The organism is uncultured Lamprocystis sp. (genome assembly GCF_903933125.1).
In the GTDB taxonomy this organism is placed as follows: domain Bacteria; phylum Pseudomonadota; class Gammaproteobacteria; order Chromatiales; family Chromatiaceae; genus Thiodictyon.
This window is the reverse complement of record NZ_CAIZIZ010000239.1, coordinates 1-19,572: the sequence shown is the minus strand read 5'-3', so window position 1 is coordinate 19,572 and position 19,572 is coordinate 1. Positions and strand designations below refer to the sequence as shown.

Genomic DNA, 19,572 nt, shown 5'->3' with positions numbered 1-19,572 from the left:
TGGTGCGCCGCACCAGTTGGGCGGCGGCGAATTTCGTCAACTCAACCGCAGACCCGGACGCCCTCGTTATTTCCCAGCGGGACTGGGAACGCTTGCTGGATCAACTGGCCTCGACGGCCTGAAATGGCCAAAGTCGAGATACAAGCGCCGGTCGCTGTCCATACCCTGACCCAAGTCGCGCGTGCTGTTCGTTACGGCCTGCGATGGCAACGCGCTCTTTGTGCGGACCTCGTCATCACTGGTGACCAGCAATTCGACGCGCGCGCTGTGCACTCGGTCCCAGAGGTTATTTGTCGTCACCGTACTGGCCGGCTCGCTGAACCGGGTCTCGCCGGTTTGACCGTCATAGGTGACGCGCATGTCGGCGACGTCCATGGTCAGCGATTGGGTATCCGCCGCTGACGCGGACCAGCGACACAAGGATGGCCGGAAATCCACGGGATCTGTCGTGCACATGCCGACGTCGCCACCGATTTGACGCTTGCCGTCTGTCTTGCTCACGCAGCAGATAAAGTAAACTCTAAAATCATAAGGAAAGACCCGCGCGCGGATCGTCTTGCTGACTCCCAGCGTGCTGCCCTGTAATTTGTTCAATGCCATGTTCAGGGTCGGATGGAGGCCGAGTGGAAGCTTCGGCGCGCCATCCTTATCAGTGTCGCTCGACACAACAAATAGATCAGTTGTCTCGCAGTCGGTGATAAGCGCCAGAGTTTCGGGCTTGATAGAGGCATTTGCGCTGTGCCCAGATGTTGTGGTTGCTGATACCTCGCAGACACTAGATGCTGCGGTTATTTCGTCACAGCGCAAATGCCTCTGATACCCGCAGCCTTGACATCCTCGGAAACGATTCCGCTGACGAGTTTGATATCTTCTTTGAGGAGGTCTTGGAGGGCGGCTGGGGTCTTTTGCGCAACCGTGCGATTCTGCGTATAGAAGCCTTCGCCGAACGTGCCCCAGGAGACCAGCACATCACCGCGCAGCCAGCGCTGGCCGACCGCTGTTTTTGCCGCCGCGGGGAGGCCGGTGAGCTCGCTGGCGGCAGCACCAGGTTTGGCCGTCGGGCTGTAGCCGAGTGGAACCCTGGTGCCGATCTTTGCCTTGCCGGTGCATTTGGCGGCATCATCCAGCAGCGAACAGGCGAGAACGTTAAGCGTTCCTTCGAACTCATCGAGTGCGATGTTGCGGCAGGCGCCGCTGCGGCTGGGCCGCAGCTCGCGGGCCAGGAACTGCATCGCGTAGCGGCCGTTTTCCTGAGTCCGGGCCTGGGCTTCGGCCAGCCGATAGGCGGTGCGGGCGGACACCATCACCTGGATGATCCCGGCGAGGAGGAAGAGTCCGAGCACCATCGCGACCAGCACTTCAATCAGCGACAGTCCGCGCGGGGGCCGCGGCGACCGACAGTTCCGTGCCTGGGTGCGGCCGGGTCGACTCACCTGTGCTGTGCGGGGAGGACGGATCATCGGCATATTCCCCAAAGTGAACATCCGGACTCGTTGCGACCTGACGTCGGTTTAGCCAAGGCCGTGCCTGCTAAAGCACCGGCAGGCGCGTGCAGACGCGAAAGGCTGTGTTGACCGGCGTCTTGCTTTTAGACACGCTTCTGGGATCGCTGCGCGAGTCATCCCAGCGGACGATGATCTCGCAGTTTCCGACACCGCAGTCTCCGGCCGTCTTGCAATCGATCTCCATCGCATTGTCCGAGTCCCTGGTCAGCCCATCCACCGGTTTCGATTTCGCGCCGGGTGCCGGCAGCGGTAATCCCAACGCACAGAAATCCCGCTTCCAGCGGCTGAGTGGCGTTGTTTCTTCGCCTTCGCCTTCGCCTTCGCCTTTGTCCTCAGCCTCGCCGCAGGTCCCTTGAGGGATGGACGCCTGCAGGTCCGTGAGGAGCGCGGTTGGGTCCGCACGCACCCGATCGATCACGTCGGTAATGGCGAAGCTGGCAATACTGCGAAATCGGCTGCTGTCGTTGGATTTCAAAACAGAGACTTGCAGGGCGGCGATTCCGAGAAGTCCGACCGCGAGCACGATGACTGCGACCAGGACTTCCAGGAGTGAGAAACCCTGGCCATAAGGGATCAGCGCAGGTTGATGGCGCGACGGACGCGCGGGTCGCTGTTTCCCCCAGGAAGACGGGTGCGACGATGCGGCAACGGGCAGGCTGCGGGCGTCGGAGCGCGATAAGGCCTCTGGGCAGTTCGACATCACCATCGTCCATTTTGGATCTGGAGAAAGTCAGGGAATACCTTTCTTATCAAAACTCTACCTCAATCCGCCAGGCCGCGGATCCAATTTCCGACGGACTTTCACGAAATTCGGACGGACGGACAGAGCGGGCAACTCAAACCTCGACTCAGCCAACGGCGGTTGAATCGATCAAGGGCGAAAGGCTCATTGTTGCGCTGTTCTTGATGAAGTATACAGCGGTAGGCGGTGATCTTGTGTGAACCAGAACGCATGCCGACATGCTGGTCGATGCCGGTGTGATCCGGTCAGTCTCTTGCGGCGGCGTCGCGTACTAAATCCACCGGCGGGGGCGCAACTTCAGGTGCGGTACCAAGTCGCATCAGTCTTCATCGCACCGTCTACCGGAGGGCGGGGAGCACCCGTAACACCAAAATTGGCGGAGAGAGAGAGTCCGCGGACATAGGGCTTCTTGCCGTCAACGCAAGCCTAATTTAAGCTATTTTATCAAAGTGTTAAATCTTGTGACATCGATTATCGTCCGCCGCAATCCAAGCATGGTTTGTGGGTAGACAGAAACCGCGGCACTATAGCAAGCACCATTCTTCGGCTGACGGATCGTCAGATCAACAACGCGGGCAAGCCGCTTAACGACGGTAGCAACCTGTGGATTTACTCCACGGGCAACGCGCGGAACCGGATATTCCGCTCGTCTACGAGGGGGCGGTCGGATGGACTGCAGAAGGCATGTCTGTCTCGGACGGGAAATCCTGCTCGCCTTGTCTCGGGCACTGATAAGTCTCGACAAGATACAGTGGCCGGCCCTTGGTCTCGTTAAACATCCGTCCGAGATACTCACCAAGGACGCCGATGGCCGCCAGTTGGACGCCGCCGAGGAAAAGGATGGCAACCATGAGGGACGGATACCCGGCGACGGGGTCACCGTAAAGCAGTGTCTTATAGACGATCCAGCTTGCGTACAAGAAGGCAGTTGTCGCCGTGACCAACCCGACATAGCTGGCGACCTTCAGCGGGGCTGTGCTGAAGGAGGTAATCCCCTCGACGGCGAGCCCCCAAAGCTTGTGGTAATTCCACTTGGTTGCCCCGGCGCTGCGGCGGTCGCGATGGTAGGTCACGGCAGTTTGGCGATAGCCGATCCAGGCGAACAGGCCCTTCATGAAGCGATGCTGCTCGCGCAGTCGGCAGAGTGCATCGACGGCGCGGCGGCTGAGCAAACGGAAATCACCCGTATCCTTGGGGATCTCGATCGGGCTCATGCCCCCGATCACGCGATAGAAATACCGAGCACTTAGCCTTTTCAGAAAACTCTCGCCGTCGCGCGACAGGCGCGTCGCGTACACCACATCGTAGCCCTGGCTCCAACGTGCCATGAGCTCGGGGATCAACTCGGGCGGGTCCTGAAGATCGGCGTCGATAATGATGGTGGCCTCACCGCGACTATGATCCAGTCCGGCCGTCATCGCGATCTCCTTGCCGAAGTTCCGGCTGAGATTCAGGACAGCCACCCGTGGATCGGCAGCACGCTGACGGTAAAGGATATCCAGGGTGGCATCGCGACTGCCGTCGTTGACGTAGATCACCTCGGCGGTGACGCCAAGTGCGTCGATCACGGACGCGAGACGTCGATGAAGCTCGTCGAGCACCTCGGCCTCGTTGTATGCGGGTACGATCACGGAAAGCGTTGGCGGCTCCTTGACCGGGGCCACGCCGTTCGGAGCGGATAAAGTGTAGAGCGAATCGGGATACTCAAGGCTCATAGCGCATCGCTCTCGTGAAAGGTCCAGACACTATTCAAGATGAAATTGAGTAGAAAGACAATTCCGGTGGCGACCACCTGGACGAGGAGGTAATTGAATCTGAGACTGTCAACACCCGCGTGGACAACTAGTGTGTTCAACAGTCCGGTGGCAATTGCAATCAAAGCAAATTTAGGTCCAGAGTCACGATGTTGCTTCGTGCTGTTGAACGTATAACGATAATTCAACAAGTAGTTCACGATGGCGCCAAGCGCGAAACCGACTGTCGTTGCCGCGACGGCATCAAGTAGGCCGATTTCGACCAGGAGCACTAGTGCCGAATAATGCACTAGGGTTCCGATTGCTCCCACGATTCCGAAGGTCGCGACCCTATGCAGAATTGTCGTGATCGATTTAAACATAGTTCGTTCTTCACGGACTGAATCCTGAAGCCTCGCGTGTGCATTCAAACGCCTCGAGTTGCCGACAGCCGGGGCGCGGCGTGCTTGATACTACTCTCGGGAAGACGGGGGAATTTATTTGCAGACTCCAGCATGCGTGTCATAGCTGAAGGCGCTTATTGGTTTGTCCGGGGCGATCAATACTACATTTAGTCCGCGGCGTTGATGTGAGTATTCAACGCCGTCAACCTTAATAGATGATCGATCCCCGGATGTATTTCCGGCGCTCTCTATCGCGACCTCCCGCCCGAAAACGCGGGTTGTATGGTTCAGGGCGCGCTGACCGAAATCTTCGTGCCGCATAACGCCGTTCTCAATGACTGTAAGGTAAGAATCCCGGAACCCCATACGATCGATTCCGTTTCCGGTCATGCGCAACGCATCGACAAATGCGGGGGGCAGCGAAGCAGATGCTTCGTCTTGGGCGGCAATCAACAAAGCGCAGTCCGATCCGCAACCGACGATCAACTGCTCGGGATTCGGCGCCGACGCTCGCGCAATCTGGTCGGCGGTATAACGAATTGCAGCGGAGTCGACAGTGCGCTCGGGGAGCATCAGTGCCCAATCGCCGATGGTTAAGAAAAATCGACCTGGAGCGCAGACATCCCAGCCGGAAGGATAAATACCGAGAATGTTGCGCGTCGATGCGGCGCCGCGCGCCAGTTGCTCTCTGAACGCGTTCTCCCAAGCACCGAGGTCAAGGTGAGATCTTGCACTGTAGACCGGGATAACGGGGACGCCTCGCGGTGCCCCAAGCAAGACGGCTCGATTCACGGCAGATTGCTTTTTTTCCCAAGGGCCATCCACATGGATGGCGTCAGAATCGCTGAGTAAGGACTTGAGCGTGGGTCCTAACTCGTCATACACCTGCTCCCGAGCGAACGCACTGCTAAGTGCGGCGCGCAGCGGCATCAGGTCGATGAATTGGACGAGGCACAAGATCGAGAGAAGCGGAACGGCAATCGGACGGGCACGTCGCCAAATGACAACGAGTGCGCCGACAAAAAGCAGATAGGCCACCGGCCAGAAGAAGCGTCCGCTCGACCGAAAGACGCCCAGCGCGTAATTAATGTGTTCCGGCAGCGTGAAGGCGACGATGACGCGGTCTCCGAACGTGACCGGCAAGGAGATGGCAAACAGGGTCATTACGAGCATGTAAAGCATCAAGAAACGCGTGCGGTGCAAGATTGGAGAAAGGGTGTGGTCTCTAGAGAGTGTGGCGTACACGAGAAGTCCGCACGCGATTATCAGTATCATCAATCCGCCGACACCCAGATACTGGTATCCTTCGTATTGCCCAGGGCCTCTCGGCAACGAGGGTAAAAAATAGGATGAGTCCCCCGGATTAAAAGGCGCATTGAGATTCATTGACCAATATCCGAATCCCGCGCTGCCCGTGGAGTCGAGGAAAAAATAACCAAGCAATGCCATCTCGCCGAACAGCAGTAGGAGTGCCATGAATACGCTAACGATCTTGGTTCCAAGGCGATTTTGAATGGTGCTGTCGGGTTCAAAAACGATGGCTCCGATGGTCAGCGGTAGAATTATGATCGTTAGATAAAAGTGGATTGCGGCGGAAAGCAATATTATTGCAATAACTTGTGCGCGGATGCTAATTTCTCTTGCGCTTGACGCCGGAGGGAAGTACAGGCCGATTGCCCAGAGAATTAGCCAGTGTGCCATCAAGGTGTCGTGGCCCCACCGTGTTAATAGTGGTGGGTAAAGTAGAAACAGCAACGCCGTTGCGATCGCAAATGCGCGGTTCTTTGAAATTCTAAATCCCAGGAGATACGCAAAAAACGACTGCAGTACAAAACACAGCGCATACCATGGTCCGATATATTGAAACTGTTCCGGAAGAAACGAGTTGAGCGGTTTTAGGGCGAGAGCAAGCAACGGGTTTGAGTCGGTAAAGACGATCGGAATGCCGATGGGCCAGGCGATCAGCGTCGTGGTCGTGATCGGAAACCGCCAGGTGTCGAAACGGAAGGCGTGCCACCCCGTAAAGTGCTGGCCGAGATCGCCAACCATCAGCCAGGCAACATTGGTCGGATCAAGGAGCGATACGTCGAATATATAAATAAACGCCAATAAACCCAGCAGGATCGGCGCGAGGAGGTCGAAGAGTGGGATGCGGGCGGCGATTTTCTTGAAGTCGAGTGTAAACGGAAGCATTTCACACAAAATTACTGTTTCTTGCTTTATACACGTAAAGGGCTCCGGCGCGACGCTTAACTACTCAATAATTATAGCAAAGAAATCTGGTTTAAGCACACTGTAGTACCCGTTTAGAGGCATTGGTCATAAATCCGGCCAAGACCCAGCCTAAGGATTGGTTAATCGCCTGCGGGGGAGTGGCAGGACCCGCGAAATTGCGTACCCATGGAAGTGCAAACCAACCGAGGGTAACGGAACATGATCGAAGGTCCTGCCGGGCGCGACTGTAGCGCAGACACGGGGAACCCGATCATCCGCTCAACGCCCGTTGTTCGCGCAGGTGCTCCAGCGGATGCCGCTACCCCCGCCGCCAGCGCGCCGACGACCCCGCCCACCCAAGCCGCTCTCGCTCCTGCCGATGGCGGCGTAGCGGGGGGTGGCCGGAACGATTATGAAGGCCTGTTTAGACTCAGCAGTTCTGAAGTCTCCCTTTACAACCCTCGACCTAGAGGTTGACACGGCACTGTGGCTTGCCCAGGTCTGCAAGAACGCCACCGACGTTGCGACCCTGGACCGGGCGCTTGAGGGTGCGCAGCGGATCACCACCCCAGCTAAGACGCTGGAAGATCGGTACGCCAAGCTCCTACTGGCCCAAGGTGCGCACCCGATGCAAGCCGCTTTCGGCAGGATCGACGCGGCGAATATCGAGCGGCACGCTGAACGGGCACGCGAGCGCATTACATGGAACGCCGTTGCCCTGGCGGTCTTTGGCTCATACGAAGCCGCCGAGGCCCCCACACCCCGCCCGAGCAGATGCTTCAAGCCACCTCGCCCGCCGTGCTGCCGGATGGCGATCATTGGCGCTGGACGCCGTTGCAGTTGGTGGAGGTCTTTGCGGGCTCGGTCAACCCGATCACCCTCAGTGAAGTCATCGCGGAACTGCGGTACTGGCGATGGCTCTACCGGGTTCGACGCCATGCTCGCGCGACCCGGTATCCGGGGGAGCTTTGGGACGACGAGACGCTGCTTGTCCAGGCCCGCCATGAGTATGCCGAACGCCTGTTGCGCGAACTGCGCCCGGTTGACCGCGCCGAGGCAGTCATGGTCGCCGCGGCACTGGACGAGTTTGAGTTTGACTCTGAGCGGCTGATTGCGATCCTGCGGCATCTGATTGACCGGTCGCCTTTTCCGTAACCGTTACGGGATTGCCCGGCCCGCGTGTCAGAACTCGCCCACAGTTGTGACATGAGCGACACCCTTGATTCCGCTCAATTCATCCAAGCAGGATGAACCCCGCGCACGGGGACGACCCCCGACGTTATCGGGTTGGTGGGAGCACGGGCGGCCCTTCGCCAAGGATCGGCGCTGAACGCAGACCTCTGGACGCGCTTCCGTGGCAAGGTATGGCGATCATGACCATCCCCTTTGTCCGGGTTGACGGGCAAGACCGCGGTATGTGATACGCATGGTATGCGCAGTACGCACAAGGTACGCGGCCCGCTCGCCCTGGAGTTCGGTGCACTGGCCTACCGCTCAATGGCTCTCGCTCAGTTCCAGCCGCCGTTCAACCCGGTCCAACCGCCGCTTGATCTCGTCAATGTCGGACTTGCCCGCGTAGACCGCCGCGGTCAGTCCCGCCAGTTGTTGCCCCATTGCGGATAACTGAACGCTGTTGCCGGTGACTTCCCGCTTGAGGTCGGCAATGTCTGCCCGGATCGCGCGCAGCTGCTCAAGGACCAGACTTTCAATCTCTGCGGTCATGGCATGTTCCCCTCGCGTAGTTGGCGGACTCTCGATCCTACCGCTCAGCGGCCCGACGAACGGCAAAACCGCTCAGACGAATGCGCGAAGGGGGGCCAAACGGGGAGACTAACGGGGCGTATTACTGTAAGCGGCTGATAAGCAAGCCAGTTTTCCAAAAAATGGCGGAGAGAGAGGGATTCGAACCCTCGATGGGCTTTTGACCCATACTCCCTTAGCAGGGGAGCGCCTTCAGCCGCTCGGCCATCTCTCCAAAAAATCTTCGAACCAACGCGGTGCCCACTGCTTTGCGACGGCCGTCTCCTTGTCGGATAAGGTCCCTGGGGTCGGCGGTGGATTCCGGAAGATCGGAACCATCGCCAACCGGGCGAATCGGACTCGCAAGATACGAGTCCGACATTATAGCGCGGTTAGAGTTCGCTTACCAGTTACTCTGGCGCGGCGGCCTCATCGCCGGTGCCGGGCGCGGGCCCGTGACCAGCTTCCGCTTGCTCACGTTTGATGCGTTCGTAGATCTCCTCGCGATGCACGGCGACGTCCCGCGGGGCGTTGACGCCGATGCGGACTTGGTTGCCTTTTACGCCAAGGACTGTCACGGTGACTTCGTCACCAATCATAAGGGTCTCGCCGACCCGGCGAGTTAAGATCAACATTGTTGCTTTCTCCCTTCGTTCCTTTATCCGACATACGTGGTGCGCCCGGACGTAACCGCGGCAGTCATCCGCGCCGGGTTGCGCGGGCACCAACCACACCCAGACCAAGCAGGGGGCGCACTACCCCCACTTGGGATTCTAACAATAGCTTAGGCTGAGCCCAAGCGTTTGCTGCAATTCCATGACATCTCTCAGTCAAAAAGATGCGTTTAGGCCATAAAAGCGTGACGCGCTTCCCGCACCGCCCTCGCCAACGGCTCAGGCCGCCTGATGCGCGCGGTCGAGTTCAAAGGCGTCGTGCAGGCAGCGCACCCCGAGCTCCAGATATTTTTCATCGACCACGACTGAGATTTTGATCTCGGAGGTGGAGATCATGCGGATGTTGATTCCCTCGCGCGCCAGGGCACCGAACATGGTGCTGGCGATGCCGGCATGGTTGCGCATCCCCACGCCCACCAGCGAGATCTTGACGATGCGCTTGTCGCCGAGTACCTGGCGTGCGGACAGCGTCGCGGCCGTCTTGTTGAGGCAGTCCAGGGCGCGGTCGAAGTCATTGCGATGCACCGTGAAGGTGAAGTCGGTGGTCGTCTCATCCGGCGCAATGTTTTGGACGATCATGTCGACTTCAATGTTGGCATCGGCGATCGGCCCGAGAATCTTGTGGGCGACGCCAGGCTGATCCGGCACGCCCAGGACGGTCAATTTGGCCTCGTCTCGGCTGAAGGCGATGCCGGCGATCTTGGCGTCTTCCACGGTGTCTTCCTCAAATGTGATCAGCGTGCCCGCGCCCTCGTCGAAACTGGAGAGCACGCGTAATGGGACCCGATATTTCCCGGCGAATTCCACCGAGCGGATTTGCAGGACCTTGGAGCCGAGGCTCGCCATCTCCAGCATCTCCTCGAAGGTGATGCGATCGAGCTTGCGGGCCTTGGGTTCGACGCGCGGGTCGGTGGTGTAGACGCCGTCCACATCGGTGTAAATCTGGCACTCATCGGCTTTGATGGCGGCGGCGATGGCGACCGCTGAGGTATCCGAGCCGCCGCGCCCGAGTGTCGTGATATTGCCCTGCGCATCGATGCCCTGGAACCCGGCGATGACGACCACCCGGCCGGCATCCAGGTCGGCGCGCACGCGGGCGGCGTCGATGTCGCGGATGCGCGCCTTGTTGTGGGTGCTGTCGGTGAGGATGTGGACCTGCGCGCCGGTATAGGAGCGCGCCGGGCAGCCCTGGGCATCCAGCGCCATCGTCAGCAGGGCGATGGTGACCTGCTCGCCGGTGGAGAGCAGGACGTCCAGTTCCCGCGGGAGCGGTTGCTCCTGAACCTGCTTTGCCAGCCCGATCAGCCGATCGGTCTCCCCGGACATGGCGGAGACCACGACCACGACCTGATTGCCCTGGTCGCGCCAGCGCTTGACGCGGTCAGCGACGGCGCGGATGCGCTCGCTGTTGGCGACCGAGGTGCCGCCATATTTTTGTACGATCAAAGCCATCAAAATCTCTGCTGCAACGGGAAATGAGTCATGCTAGAAAACCTGATTGTGTGGTGCGCTGATCCTGGAGGTCAGGCCAGCCGCTGCCGGACCCAATCCTCCACCAGCCCCAAGGCGGCCGGCAGACCCGCGGGGTCGGTCCCGCCGGCTTGCGCCATGTCGGGTCGACCGCCGCCCTTGCCGCCGACTTTGGCGGCCACTTCGCGGATCAGGTCGCCGGCTTTGAGCCGATCGGTCAGGTCCTTGGTGACGCCGGCCGCCAGGCTCACCTTGCCGTCCGCCGTGCTGGCCAGGACGACGACGGCGGAGCCGAGTTGATCCTTAATCTGATCCAGGGTCTCGCGCAGCGCCTTGGGATCGACGCCGTCGATCCGCGCGGCCAGGACCTTGATCCCGCCGACCGCCACCGCCTGGGAGGCGAGATCCTTGCCGGCTGAACTCGCCAGCCGCGACTTGATCTGATCCAGCTCCTTTTCCAGGGTCCGGCCGCGTTCGATGAGGGTTGCGACCCGATCGTCGAGGTCGTCGCGTCCGCCCTTGAGCAGCCCGGCCAGGCGCAGCACCCGGTCCTCATCCGCCTCGACCCAGTCCAGTGCGCCGGCGCCGCTCATGGCCTCGATACGCCGTACCCCGGAGGCGATGCCGCCTTCGCCGACGATCTTGAACAGACCGATGTCGCCGACGGCCTTGACGTGGGTGCCGCCGCAGAGCTCGGTGGAGAAATCGCCCATGCGCAGCACCCGCACCTGGTCGCCGTATTTCTCGCCGAACAGGGCCGCGGCGCCGGTCGCCTTGGCGTCCTCCAGATCCATGATCCGGGTCTCGACCACATGATTCTTGCGGATCTCGCGATTGACCAGACGCTCGATCGCGAGCAATTGCGCGCGGGTGACCGGTTCGAAGTGCGAGAAGTCGAAGCGCAGCCGCTCCGGGCCGACCAGTGAGCCCTTTTGCTGTACATGATCACCCAAGGTCTGACGCAGGGCGGCATGTAACAGATGGGTGGCCGAGTGGTTGAGTGCCGTGGCGTGACGCCGCGTGTCATCCACCTGCGCCGCGACGCTGTCGCCGACGCTGAGCTGCCCGATGACGACCCGCCCCAGATGATAGATAACGCCCTCGGCTTTTTTCTGGGTATCGGCCACTTCGAAACGCCCGCTCTCACCGGTGAGCCAGCCGCGGTCGCCGACCTGACCACCGGACTCGCCGTAGAAGGGGGTGAGGTCGAGGATGACCAGTCCGTCCTGGCTCTCATCCAGCGCATCGCAGGACTGGCCGTCCCGATAGAGCGCGACCACGGTCGCGGTTTCATGCAGGTAGTCGTAACCGCAGAACTCGGTTTGGCCTTGGATGTCGATGGCGACGTCCTGGCCCGCTCCGAACTGACTGGCGGCGCGGGCGCGGTCCTTCTGTGCATCCATGGCGCGCTCGAAGCCCTCCATGTCGAGTGTCAGGCCGCGCTCGCGGGCGATATCTGCGGTCAGATCCGTGGGGAAGCCGTAGGTGTCGTAGAGTTTGAAGACCGTCTCACCGGGGATACGGCCGTCGGCGAGCCCGGCGATGGCTGTTTCGAGGATACCCATGCCATTGGCCAGGGTCTCGGCAAAGCGCTCCTCCTCCAGTCGCACCAACCGCTCCACTTGCGCCTGGGCGGTGCGCAGTTCGGGATAAGCGTCGCCCATTTCGGCGACCAGCGGCGCGACCAGCCGATAGAAGAAGGGTGCGGTGCAGCCGAGACGATACCCGTGGCGGATGGCGCGGCGCATGATGCGGCGCAGCACATAGCCGCGACCCTCGTTACCGGGGGTGACGCCGTCGGTGATCAGGAAGGCGGTGGAGCGGATGTGATCGGCGATGACGCGCAAGGATTGGTCGGCGGGGTTCGCGCACCCGGTGATGGCGGCGGCGGCGGCGATCAGCTTCACGAACAGGTCGATATCGTAGTTGCTGTGCACTCCCTGCATGACCGCCGCCAGGCGCTCCAGGCCCATGCCGGTGTCGACCGAGGGCCGGGGCAGGGGTGTCAGGGTGCCGTCGGCGGCGCGGTTGAACTGCATGAAGACCAGGTTCCAGATCTCCACGTAACGGTCGCCGTCCGCGTCCGGCGAGCCGGGCGGCCCGCCGGCAATCGCCGGGCCATGGTCATAGAAAATCTCGGAGCAAGGGCCGCAGGGACCGGTGTCGCCCATGGACCAGAAGTTGTCCGCGGCGCCGCAGCGGGAGAAGCGTTGCGGGTCGACCTTGATCTCGTCGAGCCAGATGGCGGCGGCCTCGTCGTCTTCGGTATAGACGGTGAACCACAGCCGCTCGGGCGGCAGGCGCAGCACGCGGGTCAGGTAGTCCCAGGCGTAGTGGATGGCCTCGCGTTTGAAATAATCACCGAAGCGGAAGTTACCCAGCATCTCGAAGAAGGTGTGGTGGCGGGCGGTGTAGCCCACGTTCTCCAGATCGTTGTGCTTGCCGCCGGCGCGGACACAGCGCTGTGAGGTCACGGCGCGGGTATAGGGACGGCGTTCGCGGCCAAGGAAGGCGTCCTTGAACTGGACCATGCCGGCGTTGGTGAACAGCAGCGTTGCGTCATTGGCTGGAATCAGCGGGCTGGAGGCGACCGGCTGATGGCCCTGTTGCGCAAAGTAGTCGATGAAGCTGGCGCGCAGGTCGGAACTGGTGGTCATGAAAGCTACTCGAATGGACCGCGGAAGCGGATCGGTCAGTCGTGCCGACGCAGGAGGCGGTGGATCAGCTCGGCGGGAAATCCGCGGCTTTCCAGAAAGCGCCCGCGCCGACCCTGGTCGGCATGATCGGTCGGTGGGGCCGGCCCAAAGCGCCGGTCGTGGGCCTGTGTCAGCAAGGCCGGCCATGCGTCATTCATGGCGTGCAATTGGGGGTCGATGGCCGCGTCTGAAAGGCCCTTGTCGCGCAGTTCGGCGCGGATGCGCAGCGGACCAAAGCCTTTGCGCGCCCGCTCGGACACATAGACCTCGGCCAGCCGGGCCTCGTCGAGCGCACCTTGCGCGATCAGCCGGTCCAGTGCCGCGGCAATGACATCGGTCTGGTATCCGCGGGCCGCCAGCTTGCGCTCAAGCTCCAGCCGGGAGTGCTCACGGGTGGCAAGCAGCTTGAGCGCGCGGGATTCGACCTCGACCGTCGCCGCGGGCGTCGGCGCGTCATCCGACGCGGTCAGGGCCTGCGCGCTCAGGGTTCGAGCTCCGCGGCCTCGAGCGGGTCGGCGACAGGCGCATCGTCGGCTGGGCGCGGGAGCAACTGCTCGCGGATCCGGGCCTCGATGGTCTTGGCCAAATCCGGATTTTCACGCAGGAAGATCCGGGCATTGTCCTTGCCCTGGCCGATGCGGTTGCCCTGATAACTGTACCAGGCGCCGGATTTGTCGACGATGCCGGCGGCCACGCCGAGGTCGACGATCTCACCCTCGCGCGAGATGCCCTCGCCATAGAGGATGTCGAACTCGGCCTGCTTGAACGGCGGCGCGACCTTATTCTTGACCACCTTGACCTTGGTTTCGTTGCCGATGACCTCGTCGCCCTTCTTGATGCTGCCGGTGCGGCGGATGTCGAGGCGCACCGAGGCGTAGAACTTGAGGGCATTGCCGCCGGTGGTGGTTTCCGGGGAGTTGTGAACTGCAACGTGATCGACGAAGTAGCTGTGGTTGCCTTCGATCTCCAAGTCGAAGCGGGTGCGGTGGCGCGGCTTGGCCGGACGCAACAGCTTGCTGGTGATCTGCATGGGTGCCGCGGCCAGCCGCGTCCGCGCGGCTAAACGATGGCCGTTCAGGTGGGCGTCGGACTGGTCCGGCTGCCATTGGAAACGCCCGCGCAGGCCGGGGTGTAACTTGTAGTCCAGCGAGGGATGCAGGAAGGGCGCAATCTGTTCCTGAAGTTTGTGGGTACGCTCGCCGCTGAACAGCAGAGCGCGTGCCTGCACCGTTGGGCGTCCCATTCCAAGCTGATCAAGACGCTCGGCAAGACGTTCTTTGTCTTCCATCGACAGACTGACGCAACCGATCTCGGCCTTGCCGTGGCCCCATTTTTCGAAGCTACCCGAGAAGGTCCCATCGTCGCCATACCAGACGGCGACGGCGCGGGCATCCAGCGCGGCCAGCATCGAGTCGCTGACGCAGCGGCCCCGCTCGCCGTAGGCTTGACGGTGCAAGACGGCAAATTGCGCCATTGGGATCGTGTCGAATCCGATCCCGTTACCCGTCGGGCCGATGTCGTGTGAGAATGGGGCCAACATGTCGCGCTTCCATTCACAATAGTCGCGTTGGCGGTCGCCGTGACCAACGCGAAAGGCCACATTGTGTTCCGAGGCGAACCGCAGCGAGCCGTCACCCAGCACGCCGCCAAGGATCAACTGATGCTGGTCCTCCGTCAGGTCATAGTGCCGGATCGCCGTCATGACCTCATCGCCGACTTGGAGTTCACCGGCCGGGCGCTCACCTCGCGGGGTGAAGATTTTGTGGTTGGCGGTACACGTGAACTTGCGTCGACCGGACCCGCCTCCGGCGGCCACTTCGAACGACAGCCATTCTTCGGTTTCGCCGTTGCGGAACCAATTGATGACCCGTTTGGGTGTAATCAAACCGGTCTGCGGGTCCATGGACAGGACCTCGATCGCGCGCCGCTGGTTGACGATTTTTCCGATTTTCTCGGTCGAGCCGTCAGCCAGGACGACGCGCGCGTGATAGTCGAAGCAGCCAAACATCACACCGATTTTCATCCTGATTTGATTGATGAAAATCACCAGGCAGTTGGAGCGATTGATGTTGCCGGTGAGTTTGCGCAACGCCTGGGACATCAGGCGCGCATGCAGCCCGACATGAGAGTCGCCCATCTCGCCTTCGATCTCGGCCTTGGGGGTCAGGGCCGCCACCGAGTCGACCACCACGAGGTCCACCGCCCCGGAGCGCACCAGCATGTCGGTGATCTCCAGCCCCTGTTCGCCGGTATCGGGCTGCGAGACCAGCAACTCGTCGATGTTGACGCCGAGCTTCTGGGCATAGCCGGGGTCCAGCGCGTGTTCGGCATCCACGAAAGCGGCGGTGCCGCCGAGCTTTTGGATTTCGGCGACCACATGCAGGGTGAGGGTGGTCTTGCCTGAGGATTCCGGCCCGTAGATCTCGACGACCCGGCCGCGCGGCAGTCCGCCGATGCCGAGCGCGAGATCCAGGCCGAGTGAGCCGGTGGAGACCACTTCGACGTTGCGCACGGCGCCTACGTCGCCCATCCGCATGACCGAGCCCTTACCGAATTGCTTTTCGATCTGGGTCAGGGCCGCGGCCAAAGCCTTTTTGCGATTCTCGTCCATCGGGTCTCCGTTGGTCCGGTCCGGTCGCCGGGTGCGCCCATCACGCCGGGGGAAAATGTCCAGGGCCTGGAAAGTCGGGGATTATCGCACAGCGCATTCACGTCCGACAGAACTTGAGCCTGGGCGTTCAGCCATCTGAGCGGCTCTGACCCGCCAGCCGCTCGATCAGGCCTTCCAAGGCGAACCGCACCGCCTGATGGCGCACCTCATCGCGATCACCGGCGAATTGCAGGCGCCGCGTCCAGGGTGGGCCATCCGGAATCGACCAGGCGAACCAGACCGTCCCCACGGGTTTGTCTTCACTGCCGCCGCCGGGTCCGGCGATGCCGCTGACCGCCACCGCCACCTGGGCCTGGCTGCGTTCGAGAGCCCCGGCCACCAGTTCCAGGACCACGGGTTCGCTGACCGAGCCGCTGGCCTCCAGGGTCGGGGCACGGACCCCCAGCATGGCCTCCTTGGCGGCGTTGCTGTAAGTGACGAAGCCGCGATCGAACCAGGCGCTGCTGCCGGCGACGTCAGTCACCACCTTGGCGACCCAGCCTCCGGTGCATGACTCGGCCGTGACCAGGCGCAGTCCGCGGGCCATGAGCAGCGTCCCAAGGCGGGTTGCGAGAGCATCGAGTCGTTCAGTCATTATGTTCAGTGTCCTTCAGCGGTCGCAACTGCACAAGCACCGGGTTGAATTGTAGCAGCCCGCCTGGTGCCGGGGCCGGTCTCGCGTGATCGCAAGGGGCGGCCGGCCCGGCCCGGTCGGCAGCGCCGGAACCTGCGTCCTGGACGCTCCGGCAATCGCCCAAGGTGCAGGTTTTCCCCTTGCGGCATCGGTGGGGTGCCGTCTAACCTGCCGGGCAACCGGCCGCGGCAGTCTCCCGCGCCCTATTCTACACATCGCGCGGCAGTCAGTGCCGCGCCTGCTGCCGGAGTGCACCTTCATGAACGACCTTGATATCCTGGTGGAACACAAGCCATCACCCGCCAAACTCGACGTTCTTGGCGTGGAAGGCTGGCCCCTGTGGCGTCGGGAGCCGGCGATCTTTCCCTGGCGTTACACCCAGCAGGAGACCTGTTATGTCCTGCGCGGCCGTTTTCTGGTGACCCCCGAGGGCGGCGTGCCCCAAGAGTTCCGCCGCGGCGATCTGATCCGCTTCCCGGCTGGACTCGCCTGTACCTGGGAGGTGCTGGAGGCGGTGGAAAAACATTACCGGCTCGACTAACCCTGAGGAGGACCTGACCGATGAATCCCCTCTCGCATTTCGACCCCGATGACCCTTACCCCGAGAGCGACGGCGAACCGATGGCGGAGAACACCGAGCAGTATGAATGGTTGGTGAAGATCAAGGAGAATCTGGAAATTCTCTTCGCTGCCGATCCCGCGGTTTTCGTCGCCGGCAACCTCTTCTGGTACCCGGTGCCCGACCGCCGTGTCACCGGTCCGTTGGCCCCGGACGTGATGGTTGCGATCGGCCGCCCCAAGGGGTTTCGCCGCTGCTACAAGCAATGGGAAGAGGGCGGGATCGCTCCCCAGGTGGTTTTTGAAATCCTTTCGCCGGCGAACAGTGTCAAGGAGATGGCGGATAAGCTGGCCTTTTACGATGCCTACGGGGTCGAGGAATATTACGTCTACGATCCGCCCACCAACACCCTGGAGGTCTGGCTGCGCCAGAGCGGGCGGTTACACCGTGTGTCGCACCTCAAGGGCTGGACCAGCCCGCGGCTTGGGATCCGTTTCGCGTTGAGCGGCGCATCGCTGGACATCTTCGACCCCCAAGGGCGGCCGTTCCGGACGTCGGTGGAGCTGGCTGCGCACGCCCGGCAGGAACGTGCACGTGCTGATCAAGAGGCGGCGCGCGCCGAGCGGGAGGCTGCACGCGCCCTGCGGGAGGCCGAACGCGCTGACCAGGAAGCCACGCAATCGCGGCAGGAGCGCAGCCGCGCCGACCAGGCCGACGCTCGGGCCGAGCAGGCCGCCGCTCGGGCCGAACAGGAGGCGGCACAGGCGCGGCAGGAGCGGGAGCGCGCGCAGCAGGAGCACGATCGGGCGGAGCGTCTGGCCGCGCGGCTGCGCGCCCTGGGTATTGAGCCTTAGGCGATTTCCGTCAATCGCCGTAGCCTCACATTGTCGTCCCAAATCGTCCGCGACCAACGGACTGCATCAACTGGAGAGAGACCAATGCCGACGATTGGCACCCCCTTTTCCGCCACGGCCACGAAGGTGCTGTTGTGTGGCGCCGGCGAGCTTGGCAAGGAAGTCGTGATCGAGCTGAAACGCCTGGGCGTGGAAGTCATCGCCTGCGACCGCTACGCCAATGCCCCGGCGATGCAAGTGGCCGACCGTGCCTACAGTTTCTCCATGCTGGACGGCGCGGAACTGCGGCGCGTGATCGAACGGGAGCGGCCGGATTACATCGTCCCGGAGATCGAGGCCATCGCCACCGAGACGCTGGTGGCTTTGGAGGCCGAGGGTTTCACCGTCATCCCGACCGCCCGGGCGGCGCGCCTGACCATGAACCGCGAGGGGATTCGCCGCTTGGTTGCGGAGGATCTGGGCATCCCCACCTCGACCTATCGATTCGCCGATACCCCGGACGACTTTGCCGCCGCGGTCGAGGCGATCGGTCTGCCCTGCGTGGTGAAGCCTATCATGTCCTCGTCCGGTAAGGGCCAGAGTCTGGTGCGCACCCCTGATGCGATCGGTCCGGCCTGGGACTATGCGCAAGGTGGCGGGCGCGGCGGCGCCGGACGGGTCATCGTTGAAGGCTTCATTCCCTTCGACTATGAGATCACCCTGCTCACCGTGCGTCATCGCGACGGCACCAGCTTCTGCGAACCCATCGGCCACCGTCAGGAGGACGGCGACTACCGCGAGTCCTGGCAGCCGCAGCCGATGAACCCGGACGCGCTGGCGCGGGCGCGGGAGATCGCCGGCCGGGTCACCGCAGCTCTGGGCGGGCGCGGGATCTTCGGCGTGGAGTTGTTCGTGCGCGGCGATGAAGTCATCTTCAGCGAGGTCTCACCGCGCCCGCATGATACCGGTCTGGTGACCTTGATCTCGCAGGATTTGTCGGAGTTCGCCCTGCACGTACGCGCCATCCTGGGGCTGCCGATTCCGGAGATCCGCCAACTCGGCCCGGCCGCCTCAGTGGCGCTCCTGGTCGAGGGCGAATCCGACCGCCCGCGCTTCGGCAATCTGGCTGCCGCTCTGGCGGAGCCGGGCACCGACTTGCGCCTTTTCGGCAAGCCCGAAGTGCGCGGGCGCCGCCGCATGGGTGTCGCCCTGGCGCGCGGTCAGGACATCGCCGAGGCCAAGGCCAAGGCGCTGGCGGTGGTGGCCCGGGTGCAGGTGCGCCTGGACTGAGCCGAGCAACGAGCCACAAGTAAGTTAAACAACGAATACAATCGTTGTCGTTGTCGTTGTCGTTGTCGTTGTCGTTGTCGTAATCGGAGAGGCGATTCAAGTCAGGCATGAGCAGCCCGCTGCCGATCGGGTTTCGATTCGCTCCGTCGCTTGGGCGTACAAAGTCGCCAAGCGTTGGAAAGGCTTGGAGCACCATGCACGGGGACCGACAATCATCGTTCCGGCCAGAGTTGGGACGTCGTGCACTGGAGGTTGAGGCTTTCGGACGAGGGCCACGCAGACGCGATGTCGACCGGCTAACGGCCATGGAAGGAACATCAAGCCACCCCATGAAAGTCCCCCGTGGGAGCGGCGTCCCGCCGCGATGCGGTGCGGCGGTGACCGCGATCGCTGCGGCTGTGCGCCCGGCCCCGTCGCGGCGGGACGCC

16 protein-coding genes, 1 tRNA gene and 3 pseudogenes are annotated in these 19,572 nt (G+C 62.2%); 4 read left to right on the top strand and 16 right to left on the bottom strand.

All coding sequences use genetic code 11. The features are described from left to right. Nucleotides 1-66: 66 nt before the first annotated feature. From QZY03_RS11965 to QZY03_RS11940, 6 genes are all read right to left on the bottom strand, one after another. Entirely contained in the window at nucleotides 67-600 is a 534-nt protein-coding gene (locus QZY03_RS11965) for a PilW family protein (protein ID WP_295581277.1), read from the bottom strand. Between the two features lie 188 nt (nucleotides 601-788). Next, a complete protein-coding gene (locus QZY03_RS11960) occupies nucleotides 789-1,484 on the bottom strand; it encodes a PilW family protein (RefSeq protein WP_295581275.1) in 696 nt (231 codons plus the stop codon). A gap of 46 nt (nucleotides 1,485-1,530) precedes the next feature. After that, nucleotides 1,531-2,211, bottom strand: coding sequence for a type IV pilus modification protein PilV (gene pilV / locus QZY03_RS11955; RefSeq protein ID WP_295581273.1), 681 nt, complete (start codon nucleotides 2,209-2,211; stop codon nucleotides 1,531-1,533). A gap of 686 nt (nucleotides 2,212-2,897) precedes the next feature. Beyond that, nucleotides 2,898-3,962: a glycosyltransferase family 2 protein gene (locus tag QZY03_RS11950; RefSeq protein WP_295581271.1), complete on the bottom strand. Its 1,065-nt coding sequence runs from the start codon at nucleotides 3,960-3,962 to the stop codon at nucleotides 2,898-2,900. Further along, nucleotides 3,959-4,363, bottom strand: a complete 405-nt coding sequence (locus QZY03_RS11945) for a GtrA family protein (RefSeq protein WP_295581269.1) — start codon at nucleotides 4,361-4,363, stop codon at nucleotides 3,959-3,961. The genes QZY03_RS11950 and QZY03_RS11945 overlap by 4 nt, the downstream gene beginning before the upstream one ends. A 114-nt stretch (nucleotides 4,364-4,477) precedes the next feature. Then, nucleotides 4,478-6,577, bottom strand: coding sequence for a DUF6311 domain-containing protein (locus tag QZY03_RS11940; RefSeq protein ID WP_295581267.1), 2,100 nt, complete (start codon nucleotides 6,575-6,577; stop codon nucleotides 4,478-4,480). A gap of 795 nt (nucleotides 6,578-7,372) precedes the next feature. Between QZY03_RS11940 and QZY03_RS11935 the strand changes: the two genes are divergently transcribed. Continuing rightward, complete coding sequence (locus QZY03_RS11935) at nucleotides 7,373-7,753, top strand: hypothetical protein (RefSeq protein WP_295581265.1); 381 nt, start codon at nucleotides 7,373-7,375, stop codon at nucleotides 7,751-7,753. Nucleotides 7,754-8,092: 339 nt separating this feature from the next. Here QZY03_RS11935 and QZY03_RS11930 read toward each other — a convergent pair whose 3' ends face one another. The 10 genes and pseudogenes from QZY03_RS11930 to pncC form a co-directional block, all read right to left on the bottom strand. Continuing rightward, a complete protein-coding gene (locus QZY03_RS11930; protein ID WP_295581263.1) occupies nucleotides 8,093-8,320 on the bottom strand; it encodes a hypothetical protein in 228 nt (75 codons plus the stop codon). Nucleotides 8,321-8,482: 162 nt separating this feature from the next. After that, a tRNA-Ser gene (locus tag QZY03_RS11925) sits at nucleotides 8,483-8,573 on the bottom strand. A gap of 175 nt (nucleotides 8,574-8,748) precedes the next feature. Continuing rightward, entirely contained in the window at nucleotides 8,749-8,973 is a 225-nt protein-coding gene (gene csrA, locus QZY03_RS11920) for a carbon storage regulator CsrA (RefSeq protein ID WP_295581261.1), read from the bottom strand. Between the two features lie 258 nt (nucleotides 8,974-9,231). After that, nucleotides 9,232-10,464, bottom strand: coding sequence for an aspartate kinase (locus QZY03_RS11915; RefSeq protein WP_295581260.1), 1,233 nt, complete (start codon nucleotides 10,462-10,464; stop codon nucleotides 9,232-9,234). Between the two features lie 71 nt (nucleotides 10,465-10,535). Beyond that, nucleotides 10,536-13,139 carry an alanine--tRNA ligase gene (alaS, locus tag QZY03_RS11910; RefSeq protein WP_295581258.1) on the bottom strand — a complete coding sequence of 868 codons (2,604 nt, stop codon included), beginning with the start codon at nucleotides 13,137-13,139 and terminating at the stop codon, nucleotides 10,536-10,538. A gap of 35 nt (nucleotides 13,140-13,174) precedes the next feature. Next, nucleotides 13,175-13,537: a regulatory protein RecX gene (locus QZY03_RS11905; protein WP_295581279.1), complete on the bottom strand. Its 363-nt coding sequence runs from the start codon at nucleotides 13,535-13,537 to the stop codon at nucleotides 13,175-13,177. A gap of 122 nt (nucleotides 13,538-13,659) precedes the next feature. After that, nucleotides 13,660-14,094, bottom strand: a pseudogene (locus QZY03_RS11900) (DNA recombination/repair protein RecA); the annotation flags it as partial. A gap of 348 nt (nucleotides 14,095-14,442) precedes the next feature. After that, a pseudogene (locus tag QZY03_RS32080) lies at nucleotides 14,443-15,186 on the bottom strand (recombinase RecA); the annotation flags it as partial. Next, a pseudogene (recA, locus tag QZY03_RS11890) lies at nucleotides 15,178-15,789 on the bottom strand (recombinase RecA); the annotation flags it as partial. The pseudogenes recA and QZY03_RS32080, both read right to left, overlap by 9 nt. A 127-nt stretch (nucleotides 15,790-15,916) precedes the next feature. Beyond that, complete coding sequence (gene pncC, locus QZY03_RS11885; protein WP_295581256.1) at nucleotides 15,917-16,423, bottom strand: nicotinamide-nucleotide amidase; 507 nt, start codon at nucleotides 16,421-16,423, stop codon at nucleotides 15,917-15,919. Between the two features lie 298 nt (nucleotides 16,424-16,721). On the opposite strand from pncC, the gene QZY03_RS11880 reads away from it, so the two are divergent. The 3 genes from QZY03_RS11880 to purT all read left to right on the top strand — a co-directional run bounded on the left by QZY03_RS11880 (nucleotide 16,722) and on the right by purT (nucleotide 19,144). Further along, on the top strand, nucleotides 16,722-17,003 hold the full coding sequence (locus QZY03_RS11880) for a cupin domain-containing protein (protein WP_295581254.1): 282 nt from the start codon (nucleotides 16,722-16,724) through the stop codon (nucleotides 17,001-17,003). Between the two features lie 20 nt (nucleotides 17,004-17,023). Then, entirely contained in the window at nucleotides 17,024-17,875 is an 852-nt protein-coding gene (locus QZY03_RS11875) for a Uma2 family endonuclease (protein ID WP_295581252.1), read from the top strand. Nucleotides 17,876-17,959: 84 nt separating this feature from the next. Beyond that, a complete protein-coding gene (purT, locus tag QZY03_RS11870) occupies nucleotides 17,960-19,144 on the top strand; it encodes a formate-dependent phosphoribosylglycinamide formyltransferase (protein WP_295581250.1) in 1,185 nt (394 codons plus the stop codon). Nucleotides 19,145-19,572 lie beyond the last annotated feature (428 nt).